The organism is Halomonas sp. BC04, from assembly GCF_000568385.1.
This window is the reverse complement of the sequence record NZ_AZQX01000303.1, coordinates 1-10,485: the sequence shown is the minus strand read 5'-3', so window position 1 is coordinate 10,485 and position 10,485 is coordinate 1. Positions and strand designations below refer to the sequence as shown.

Below are 10,485 nucleotides of genomic sequence, written 5' to 3'. Positions count from 1 at the left end.
CGGCTGGCTGGCGCATCGCCAAGGGTCCCGCCCGGACGACGGCAGTGCTGGCCGACGGTCGCGAGCTCGGTGCTGCCATGCTGCGGCGGCTGCTTATCGGCCAGTGCCTGGTGCTGGCGCTGCATCTGCCCTGGATGCCGGCCTGGCTGGTGGGGCTGGCAATTGGCGTGGCGGCCTGGCGCTACTTTGAGCTGCAACAGAGGTTGCCTCCGGCGGGTCGTCTGTTGCGCCTGGGTGGTGTCGCTCTGCTGCTGGGCGCCCTATGGTTGCAGTATGGCGCCATGCATCAAATGGAAGGCCTGATCGGGCTGCTGCTGGGCGTTTACCTGCTCAAGCTGCTCGAGACACATGACCGGCGCGGCGCCCGGGTGGTGGTGGTCATCGGCATCATCGCGACTGGGGTGGCCTTCCTCCACGACCAGGGGATTCTCATGGCACTGGGTGCCTGGTGGCGCTGGCCTGGCTGCTGCAGTCGCTGAACTGGCTGGCCGGTGCGCCAGATGCTCGCAGCGCCTGGGGCGAAACCGGTTGGCTGCTGCTCTACTCGGCGCCGTTGATGGTGGTGCTGTTTCTGGCATTTCCGCGGCTGGGACCGCTGTGGAGCATGCCACAGATGGATCGCGCCTCCACCGGGCTGGCCGATGAGGTGTCGCCGGGGGATATCGCACAGCTGTCGCGCAGCGATGCCCGTGTCTTCCGTGCGGCATTCGACGGCGAAGAACCGGCCACCCATGAGCGCTACTGGCGGTCTATACGCTCTCCGCCACCGACGGCCAGCGCTGGTTTCGCTCGCCCCCCGACGAGCTGGCCGCGACCCTTGGGCGGAGTGAAGACGCCTTCGTCCGCCAGGGGCGCCGGTCGCCCTGGGTGGAGGAGTCGGCCGGTGCAGGGCGCTTTCACGCCGAGCTGCTGCTGGAGCCCGACAGCCGCCCCTGGCTCCCCTCGTTGGGCACGCCGCTGGCCACTGGTAGCGAACAGCGCTACCTGGTCGATGGCACCCTGGAGCGGCTGGCCGCGGAGGGCTCGCGCAGCCTGCTGCACCTGGAGAGCAGTGGCGCCGCTCCCCCCAATACCGACCCCGCCGGTGACGCCTGGAATACCCTGCTGCCGAACCGGGCCAACCCCCGCACCCGGGCGCTGGGCGAGCAGCTGTGGCAGGAGAGCGGGGGTGACAAGCATGCCTTCCTGGCGGCGATCATGGGGCACTTCGGCGAGTCTCCCTTCCGCTATACGCTCATGCCGCCGCGGCTGGGTTCTCGGCATCGGGTCGATGAATTCCTGTTTGAGAGCCAGGCCGGCTACTGCACCCATTACGCCTCGGCGGCGGCCACCTTGATTCGTGGGGCGGGGATCCCGGCGCGGATGGTGGTCGGCTTTCTCGGCGGCGAGCGTCATCCGGATGGCTATTTCACCATCCGCGACTACGATGCCCACGCCTGGATCGAGGTGTGGCTCGACGGTGCCTGGCAGCGCCTGGACCCCACGGCGGCCATTGCCCCCGAGCGTATCGAGCTGGGGCCCCAGGCCGTCGAGGGAAGTGCCGAGGCCTTCCTGGCCGACTCGCCCTTTTCCTCGCTGCGCCTGCGCGAGCTGGGCTGGGCCAATCAGCTTCGGCTGCGATGGGAAAACCTGGAATACCAGTGGCAGCGGGGGGTGATCGGTTACCAGCGGGAGGCGGCCAGAGCGTTCATGGGGCGCCTGGGTGAATGGCTGGAGGCGGGCTACGGTTGGCTCCATGCCCAACTGCGCTCGGCACCCTGGATGGCTGCGGCCTGGCTGGGTGGCATGGTGCTTGGGCTGGCAGGACTGGCATGGCTGCTGCGGTTGGGCTTGCGCCAGCGCCGCTGGCGCAATGAAAGCACCATGGTGGGCTATCTCCAGGGTCGGCTGGTGCGCCTGGGCCTGGGGCCTGTACCCGGCGAGAGCCCGGCCGCTCACCTACGACGCATCGCCCCGAAGTGTGGCCTCTCAGGTAGCGCCCTTGAGGCCGTGGCGGAAGAGTACGAGCGCCTTGCCTATGCACCACTGAGCGAGGCGGAGCGCAGTGCCGGCCGGCGGCGGCTACGCCTGGCGATTCGGAGAGTCCGCTTCAGCTTGTCCAAGGGGCGCAATCGCGCCCGCTGGGGTGGTGCCGCGGGGGAGGACGTGGCATCGTAAACAGGTGTCAGCAAGGCAGGCGACCCATGGCCATTCACGAGCACGACTGTCGCACTCATCGCGGTGAGCCCTTCAACTTGCAGGCCCTCAAGGGGCAGGTGCTGCTGATCGTCAACGTGGCGAGCCGGTGCGGTTACACGCCACAGCTGCGTGAATTGGAGAGGCTTTATAGCCGCTACCGCGATCGCGGCTTCACCGTGCTGGCTTTTCCCTGCAACCAGTTTGCCCGACAGTCGCCGGAATCGGCGCTGGACTTCTGCGCCTTGAGTTCGACCCAGTACGGCGTCACCTTTCCGATCATGCAGAAGGTCAAGGTCAACGGCTCCCAGGCGCATCCGCTCTTCAAGGAGCTCAGGCGCAAGGCGCCGGGGGTCCTCGGCACCACGATGATCAAATGGAATTTCACCAAGTTTCTGGTGGGTCGGGATGGCCGGGTCATACGGCGCTTTGCGCCGGGCGAGAGCCGCGATACGCTGATGCCCGCCCTTGAGCGGGCCCTTGATGAGGACTGAGCAGGAGCTGCACTAATGGGGTGTCTCTCCGCGTTCGAGCATCACGCGCATCATCAGCTCGTTCCAGCGGTGGCGGGTCATCATCGTCGTCAGGCCGGAGAACAGGGCCCAGCTCTTGCGCCGCCAGCCCTTTAGCCGCATGTTGTGGGCCACCAGGCGCTTCATCAGTTGCAGGTCATCGAACTTGCGCCACTCGCTGGCGACCGACATCTGGGTGCGTGCCAGCACCGGCGCCAGTTCCAGGCGAAAGATCCACTCCAGTTCTTGCAGCGTCAGGTCATGGCGCTGAATCACTTCTACCATGTGCGTGTAGTCGCGCTCACCGGGTTCGCGGTCCAGCCATAGGGGGGCCAGTGCCAGCCACAGCTCGCCGCGCTCATCGACCAGTGTCTGTGCATCCATCGTTCTCTCCTGCCTGCGCGTTACCCGGGAAATGCATCCTGCCCCACTCAAGGTCCAGGCTCAAGAGCGGACAGGAGGGATGACGGTCGTTAGAATGCCACCATTGCCCACTCAAATCCGGCCGATGCCGCTGTGCCAGCGGCGGGCCATCGACAATGAGGTTAGACGTGATCATCAAACCCAAGGTTCGCGGTTTCATCTGCACCACCACCCACCCCGTCGGCTGTGAGAAGAACGTGCTCGAGCAGATCGAGGCGACCCGTGCCCGTGGACTGGACCCATCCGCGGGCCCGAAGAAGGTGCTGGTGATTGGTGCCTCCAGTGGCTACGGCCTGGCGGCACGCATCACCGCCGCCTTCGGCTATGGCGCCGACACCCTGGGCGTGTTCTTCGAGAAGCCGAGCAGCGAGAAGAAGCCAGGCACTGCAGGCTGGTACAACTCCGCCGCCTTCGACAAGTTCGCCAAGGCGGAAGGGCTCTACAGCAAGTCGATCAACGGTGACGCCTTCTCCCATGAGGCCCGCGAGACGGCCATCGAGCTGATCAAGCAGGATATGGGGCAAGTGGACCTGGTGGTCTATTCGCTGGCATCCCCTGTGCGCAAGTTGCCCGACAGCGGCGAACTGAAACGCTCCAGCCTCAAGCCCATCGGCGAGACCTACCGTGCCACCGCCATCGATACCAACAAGGATGTGATCATCGAAGCCGAGGTCGAACCCGCCACCGAGCAGGAGATCGAGGACACCAGGGCGGTTATGGGCGGCGAGGATTGGGAGCTGTGGATCGACGCCCTGGACCGTGCCGGTGTCCTCGCTCCCGGCGCGCGCAGCGTGGCTTTCAGCTATATCGGCACCGAGATCACCTGGCCGATCTACTGGCACGGCGCCCTGGGCAAGGCCAAGGAAGACCTGGATCGTGCCGCCGGCGAGATCGACAGCAAACTCAAGGCCACGGGTGGCGGTGCCAACGTGGCGGTGCTGAAGTCGGTGGTGACCCAGGCCAGCGCCGCGATACCAGTCATGCCCCTCTATATCGCCATGGTCTACAAGGTGATGAAGGAGAAGGGGTTGCATGAGGGTACCATCGACCAGCTCAACCGCCTGTTCGGTGAGCAGCTCTATTCACCCCGTGGGCAGGCCGGCGAGTTCGACACCGATGACGCCGGCCGCCTGCGCCTGGACGACTGGGAACTGCGCGATGACGTGCAGCAGGCGTGCAAGGACCTCTGGCCCAAGGTGACCAGCGAAAACCTGTTCGAGATTACCGACTATGCTGGTTACAAGCATGAGTTCCTGAAGCTGTTCGGGTTCGAGCGTGATGACGTGGACTACGACGCCGATGTGAACCCGGACGTGACCTTCGATGTCGTGACTTTATAGGGACTGCGTGCAGGTTCTGCGAATCGCGGCATTCCATGAGGTTCGCAGCATGAAATTTCCTGAGCATGGAGGAGCGCGATGGATACCAGGGAGAGCAAGACGGCGCAAGAGGAGCACCAGCACATCAAGGAGGTGAGGATGCCCGAGGACTTCGAGCATCCCGAACCCGATGCAGGCCAACCTGAGGCCAGGAGGCCGGCCAAGGGCTGGCACTGGTTGCTGCTGGCCACGGCAGTATTGGCGGGTGGTTTCATGGTCTACCGCCTGCTGTCGGCGCTCTGGGCCTGATCGCACTGCCACCGGCACTGGGCCGGGCGGCAAGGCCCTCCCCCTCTCGGGTGAATAGCCCGGATGCCCGAACGCCGGCGCCCCGCGATTTCAGATCGCGGGGCGCTTCAACCTGTAACGCGCATTCGTCGCCAACGCTCCCGATCGAGTAAGATCACACTCCCGTTCCGGCCCACGGCGTAGCGTTCCATGCCCGACACCCCCACCGCCAACTTCTCTGCATCAGCGACCCGCTGGGTTGGGGTGCTGACGCTGCCGGGCTTTTCCCTGCTCGCCCAGGCCTGTGCCCTTGAGCCGCTGATAATGGCCAACCAGCTGGCCGGCCGGCGTCTCTATCGCGTGCAGGCCTATAGCCCGGGTGGAGGCGAGACGCCCAGCCTTGCCGAGCTCAGCCTGGCCGCGGCCAAGCCATTCTGCGACGTGTCGGCCGAGCTGGACATGCTGGTTGTCTGCGCTCCGGCACCTCTGTCGGCCAACGCCGATGACGCCATCGTTCACCGCCTGCGCGCGCTGGGTAGAACTGGTGTCGCCCTGGTCGGCGTGGGTGGCGGCACCGAGCTGCTGGCCCGTGCCGGCGTGCTGGACGGCTACCGTGCCACGCTGCCCTGGCAGCGCTTCGCTGCCTTTACTCGCGACTTTCCCCGGGTGCGGCTTTCCCAGCAGCTGTTCGAGATCGACCGGGACCGGCTCACCTGCGGTGGCGGTACGGCGGCCATGGACATGATGATGACGCTGATCGCCTTACACCATGGCAGCGAGCTGGCCGAGCGGGTCTCTGAACATTTCGTGCTGGAACGGATCCGCATGGCAGACGAACCCCAGCAGGTACCGCTGCGCGCCCGGCTGGGCCATGCTCCGGCACCGCTGGTGGATGCGGTGATGCTGATGGAGGCCAATATCGAGGAGCCGCTGACCACCCATGAGCTGGCCGAACACCTGGGCATCTCACGGCGTCAGCTGGAGCGGCTGTTCAAGAAGTATCTCCAGGCGGTGCCCGGCCGCTACTACCTCGACCTGCGCCTGCAGGAAGCCCGGCGTCTCCTGCGCGACAGCGACCTCCCCGCCGGCGAGATCGCCATGAAGACAGGCTTCTCCTCCCCGGCGCACTTCTCCACGGCCTATCGCAACCACTTCGGTGTCACGCCCCGGGAGGAGCGTTTGCATTGAGCCGGTGGCGGCAGGCTAGGCCTCGCCACCCGGGATGACAGCATCGGGTTCCCGCTCCGCCTTGTGGGCAATCAGCGCACGAAACAGCGACCCCATCATCACCGGCCGGTCGAGCTCGATCTCGAAGCCGGCACTCTCCAGCAGGGGGCGGGCCTGGCGGGTGATGTCCGTGGCCACGGTCGCGGTAAAGGCGTTGAGCGCGCGCCTTGCCGGGCCGGCGGTCCGCTCGTCGGACTGGAACTTGTCCATCACGCAGAGCTGACCATCCCGGTTGAGCACCCGGTGCGCCTCGGCCAAGCCTTGTCGGGGGTCCGGCATCACTGCCAGGATCAGGTGCATGATGACCGCATCGAAGTGACCGTCGGGGTAGTCGAGTGCCTCGGCGTCCATTACCCGGCACTCCACGTCCATGCCCAGCCGTTCCGCGCGCTGCTTCATGCGCTTGACCATGGCGGGGGAGAGGTCCGTGGCTTGCACTTCCACGTCCCGGGGCAGAAAGGGCAGGTCCAGCCCGGTGCCGGCCCCCACCAGCAGCACCCGCATGCCTGCCTGCCAGTCAACGGCGTCCAGCGACAGCTGCCGGGGACGGCGAAAGCTGCGGTCGGCGACGAAATCGTAGACGGGGGCGTAGAGCCCGTAGCGGATTCGATTCCAGGCCGTGGTGTTGAACATGGGCATGCTCCGGGGGATGGTTATTGAGCCTACGCTTTGTCTGAAAACTGCCTGCGCTCGACCATACTGCGTTAAAAATCGGCTCAAGGTACTCATTTACACCGCGTAAACTCCGTCTTTTCCCCAATTTTCGCCTTGCGACCCACATGGATGTGGGAAGTGGGTTGGCCCGTAGGAACGGGCCTAGCCCTGACCATCGCTCGGCGATTTTTCAGACAAAGCTTAGCAGGCTGTCGGGTGATCGAGTCCTGTCATTGCGCCATACCGACAGCCATTTTCACAAGATGGAGTCCCATTGCTGAAAGCCTGGATGGCAGGGCCTCCGTATACTCGAATGACAGTAGCGCTTCGCTTCCCCTTTACGCTGGAATGGAGACCGACATGAGCCAGACCCCGACCCGCGCCGACTTCGATCAGTACATGGTGCCCAACTACTCACCCCAGAAGGTCATTCCGGTGCGCGGCGAGGGTAGCCGCCTGTGGGATCAGGAGGGGCGCGAGTACATCGACTTCGCCGGGGGGATCGCGGTGAACTCACTGGGGCACTGTCACCCGGTGCTGGTCGATGCGCTTACCAAGCAGGCCAGCAAGCTCTGGCATCTTTCCAACGTCTACACCAACGAGCCGGCCCTGGCGCTGGCCCGGACGCTGGTGGAGCGCACCTTCGCCGACAAGGTCTACCTCTGCTCCTCCGGCGGGGAGGCCAACGAGGCGGCACTGAAGCTGGCGCGGCGCTGGTCCCACGACAACTTTGGTGAGCACAAGACCCGCATCGTCTCCTTCTCGCAGTCGTTCCACGGTCGCACCTTCTTCACCGTCAGTGTCGGCGGTCAGCCCAAGTACTCCCAGGGCTTCGGCCCGGTGCCGGGTGGCATCGTCCATGGCGAGTTCAACAACCTCGACAGCGTCCGCGACCTGATCGACGACGACACCTGTGCGGTGATGGTCGAGCCGATGCAGGGCGAGGGCGGTATCGTGCCGGCCACCCAGGAGTTCCTGCAGGGGCTGCGGGACCTGTGCGATGCCCACGATGCCCTGTTGATCTTCGACGAGGTGCAGACCGGCGTGGGCCGTACCGGTTCGCTCTACGCCTACATGGAGTACGGCGTGACGCCGGATATCCTGACCAGCGCCAAGGGCCTGGGCGGCGGTTTCCCGGTGGGGGCGATGCTGACCACCGACCGTGTCGCCCCGGCCCTGGCCATCGGTACCCATGGTTCCACCTATGGCGGCAATGCGCTGGCCTCCGCGGTGGCCCTGGCGGCGGTCGAGCATATCGCCACGCCTGCCGTTCTGGACGGTGTGAAGCAGCGCCATGACCTGTTCCGTGAACATCTCGAGACGATCAACCGCAAGCACGGCGTATTCAAGGAGATCCGCGGCATGGGGCTTCTGGTCGGTGCCGAAATGGCTCCCGACTACGAAGGCCGGGCCAAGGACATCCTGCCGCTGGCCATCGAGGAGGGGCTGATGGCACTGATTGCCGGGCCCAACGTGCTGCGCATGGCGCCTTCGCTGGTCATTCCCGAAGCCGATATCAGCGAGGGCATGGCTCGCCTCGAGCGTGCCGTGGCGCGACTGGTGGCGGCCAAGTGAAGGCCGGCCAGCCCATGGAAGACGCCGCCAACCGACCCGGAGACCCTGCCATGATGGTCGTACGCCCCGTTCGGCCGGCCGACCTGCCGGCGCTGGAGCGGCTGGCAGGCACCGCCACGCCGAGCCTGACCAACCTGCCGGCCCACCGCGACCGGCTCGAAGAGCGCATCGCCCGCTCGCGGCAATCCTTCAGCCGTGAGGTGGACTTCCCGGGCGACGAGCTCTACACCTTCGTCCTCGAGGACCTGGAGCGCAGCGAGGTGGTGGGTACCGCCACCATTCGCGCCGAGGCCGGTGCCCGGGAGGCCTACTATACCTATCGCCAGGAGACCCTGATCCACGCCTCGCAGCAGCTCAACGTGCGCCGCGAGGTGCAGACCCTGGCGCTCTCCCATGAGGTCTCCGAGACCACCCAGCTCTGCGCGCTGTCGATCGAGCCCCGCTACCGTGGCACCAGCGCGGAAAGCCTGCTGCGCCGGGCCAGGCTGATGTTCATCGCCCAGTACCCGGAGCGTTTCGCCGAAGTGCTGGCCATGGCCTTTCCCGGCTATCTGGACGAGCAGGGCGAGTCGCCGTTCTGGAACAGCGTGGGGCGCCACTTCTTCGTGCGTGACTACCACGAGATCAATTATTTGGCGGGGGTGCGCTCCAAGAGCTTCATCGCCGAGGTGATGCCCCAGTTCCCGCTTTACCTGGCGCTGCTGACGCCCCAGGCCCGTGCGGCAATCGGGCGCGAACACCCTGACCATGAATCCGCCATGGCCGAGATGCTGGCCGAAGGCTTCCTGCGTTCTCGCCATGTGGACATCTTCGATGCCGGCCCGGTGATCAAGGGCGAGCGCGATCGCCTGGCCAGCTTCCGGCGTGCCGCCTGGCATCCGGTTCGCGTTCGCCCGGCCCACCTGCTGCCGGATGCCGAGCCGGCGATGATCGCCAACCAGCGGCTGGCCGACTTCCGCTGCGTGGTGGCCCGCTATGCGCTGTCGCCCACCGGCCAGCTGATGCTCTCGACCGAGCACGCCGAGCTGCTGGGCGTGGAGGAGGGACGTGCGGTGCTGGTGGCACCGCTAGCCCTGGCGGCGACAGACGCCGAGCTGGGCTACGACGAGGGGGAGCTGTAATGCGTATTCGAGCGATTGCCGAGTCCGACCTGGATGAACTGCAGGCCCTGGCCCGCGAGACCGGGGTCGGCTTCACGTCGTTGCCCGACAACCGTGAGTTTCTCGCCGAGAAGATCGAACTGGCCGTGACGGCCTTCGAGCAGCGCAGCCCGGCGGACCGGCGGAACTACTTCTTCGTGCTGGAGGACGAGACCAGCGGCGAGCTGGCCGGCTGCTGCGCCATCGAAGGGCAGGTGGGGCGCGAGGTACCGTTCTATCACTATCGCCTCGGGACCCTGGCCCACTCCTCGGTTCAGCTCGACCTGCACCGCACCATCGACACCCTCTTTCTCAGCTCGGACCATACCGGCGATGCCGAAGTGGCGTCGCTGTTCCTGCGCCCCCAGTATCGTGGCGAGGATCGTCGCCACCAGCGCAACGGCGCGCTGCTGTCGATGATGCGCTGGCTGTTCATCGCCGAGTTTCGCGACCAGTTCCCCGAAAAGGTGCTGGCGGAGATGCGCGGCGTCTTCGACGAGCGTGGCAAGAGTCCCTTCTGGGAGTGCTGGGTAGCCACTTCTTCCCGCTGGACTTCGACGAGGCGGACCGCCTGACGGGGCTGGGCCAGAAGAGTTTCATCGGCGAGCTGATGCCCAAGTTCCCCATCTATACGCCCTTTCTCTCCGACGAGGCCCGCGCCTGCATCGGCCAGGTGCACCGCCACACCCGCCCGGCACTCGCCATGCTCAAGAAGGAGGGGCTGCGCTGGGAGGGCTTCATCGACATCTTCGACGGCGGCCCCACCGTGGAGGCCTATATCGACGACGTACGCGGCGTACGCAAGTCGCGCCGCTGCCGGGTGGAAGTCCACGCCGGCAGCGAGCCGCCTGCCGCTCGCCCGCGCTGGCTGGCTGCCAGCACCGACATGGCGGCTTTCCGTGCCGCCTGGGTAGCCGGCGGACCCAACGAGGACGACACAATCACCCTGAGCGAACAGGAAGCGCAGCGGCTCGGCGTGGTCGCCGGCGACTCCCTGCGCGTACTGGATACCGAGGAGACATCATGAAAGCCATGCAGCAGCTATTGATCGATGGCACCTGGCAGGCGGGCGACGCCACCCGCTTCACCAAGCAGGACCCGGTCTCCGGCGACACCCTGTGGCAGGGAAACGGTGCCGGCGATTCCCAGGTGGCGGCGGCGGTGGCTGCCGCC

9 protein-coding genes and 2 pseudogenes are annotated in these 10,485 nt (G+C 66.0%); 9 read left to right on the top strand and 2 right to left on the bottom strand.

Going from position 1 to position 10,485, the window contains the following annotated elements; genetic code table 11:
• Nucleotides 1-77 precede the first annotated feature (77 nt).
• From Q427_RS20775 to Q427_RS20765, 3 genes and pseudogenes are all read left to right on the top strand, one after another.
• A pseudogene (locus Q427_RS20775) lies at nucleotides 78-691 on the top strand (DUF3488 domain-containing protein); the annotation flags it as partial.
• A gap of 176 nt (nucleotides 692-867) precedes the next feature.
• The gene (locus tag Q427_RS20770) at nucleotides 868-2,157 is read left to right on the top strand and encodes a transglutaminase-like domain-containing protein (protein WP_043517009.1); all 1,290 of its coding nucleotides are present in this window, start codon (nucleotides 868-870) and stop codon (nucleotides 2,155-2,157) included.
• A 26-nt stretch (nucleotides 2,158-2,183) separates the two neighbouring features.
• On the top strand, nucleotides 2,184-2,669 hold the full coding sequence (locus Q427_RS20765; RefSeq protein ID WP_043517008.1) for a glutathione peroxidase: 486 nt from the start codon (nucleotides 2,184-2,186) through the stop codon (nucleotides 2,667-2,669).
• 12 nt (nucleotides 2,670-2,681) lie between these two features.
• Here the strand turns inward: Q427_RS20765 and Q427_RS20760 are convergent, their stop codons facing one another.
• Nucleotides 2,682-3,071, bottom strand: a complete 390-nt coding sequence (locus Q427_RS20760; RefSeq protein WP_043517007.1) for a DUF7079 family protein — start codon at nucleotides 3,069-3,071, stop codon at nucleotides 2,682-2,684.
• Nucleotides 3,072-3,238: 167 nt separating this feature from the next.
• On the opposite strand from Q427_RS20760, the gene fabV reads away from it, so the two are divergent.
• The 3 genes from fabV to Q427_RS20745 all read left to right on the top strand — a co-directional run bounded on the left by fabV (nucleotide 3,239) and on the right by Q427_RS20745 (nucleotide 5,905).
• Entirely contained in the window at nucleotides 3,239-4,450 is a 1,212-nt protein-coding gene (gene fabV / locus Q427_RS20755; protein ID WP_043517006.1) for an enoyl-ACP reductase FabV, read from the top strand.
• A 78-nt stretch (nucleotides 4,451-4,528) separates the two neighbouring features.
• The gene (locus Q427_RS20750; protein WP_043517005.1) at nucleotides 4,529-4,738 is read left to right on the top strand and encodes a hypothetical protein; all 210 of its coding nucleotides are present in this window, start codon (nucleotides 4,529-4,531) and stop codon (nucleotides 4,736-4,738) included.
• Between the two features lie 189 nt (nucleotides 4,739-4,927).
• Nucleotides 4,928-5,905: a GlxA family transcriptional regulator gene (locus Q427_RS20745; RefSeq protein ID WP_197030767.1), complete on the top strand. Its 978-nt coding sequence runs from the start codon at nucleotides 4,928-4,930 to the stop codon at nucleotides 5,903-5,905.
• Between the two features lie 15 nt (nucleotides 5,906-5,920).
• Here the strand turns inward: Q427_RS20745 and Q427_RS20740 are convergent, their stop codons facing one another.
• Complete coding sequence (locus tag Q427_RS20740; RefSeq protein ID WP_043517004.1) at nucleotides 5,921-6,577, bottom strand: class I SAM-dependent methyltransferase; 657 nt, start codon at nucleotides 6,575-6,577, stop codon at nucleotides 5,921-5,923.
• A 381-nt stretch (nucleotides 6,578-6,958) separates the two neighbouring features.
• Between Q427_RS20740 and Q427_RS20735 the strand changes: the two genes are divergently transcribed.
• The 3 genes and pseudogenes from Q427_RS20735 to astA all read left to right on the top strand — a co-directional run bounded on the left by Q427_RS20735 (nucleotide 6,959) and on the right by astA (nucleotide 10,339).
• On the top strand, nucleotides 6,959-8,173 hold the full coding sequence (locus tag Q427_RS20735) for an aspartate aminotransferase family protein (protein ID WP_043517003.1): 1,215 nt from the start codon (nucleotides 6,959-6,961) through the stop codon (nucleotides 8,171-8,173).
• Between the two features lie 50 nt (nucleotides 8,174-8,223).
• The gene (locus tag Q427_RS20730) at nucleotides 8,224-9,294 is read left to right on the top strand and encodes an arginine N-succinyltransferase (protein ID WP_043517012.1); all 1,071 of its coding nucleotides are present in this window, start codon (nucleotides 8,224-8,226) and stop codon (nucleotides 9,292-9,294) included.
• Nucleotides 9,294-10,339 (top strand): annotated as a pseudogene (astA, locus tag Q427_RS20725) (arginine N-succinyltransferase). Before Q427_RS20730 ends, astA begins: the two are co-directional and overlap by 1 nt.
• The last annotated feature ends 146 nt before the right edge of the window (nucleotides 10,340-10,485 follow it).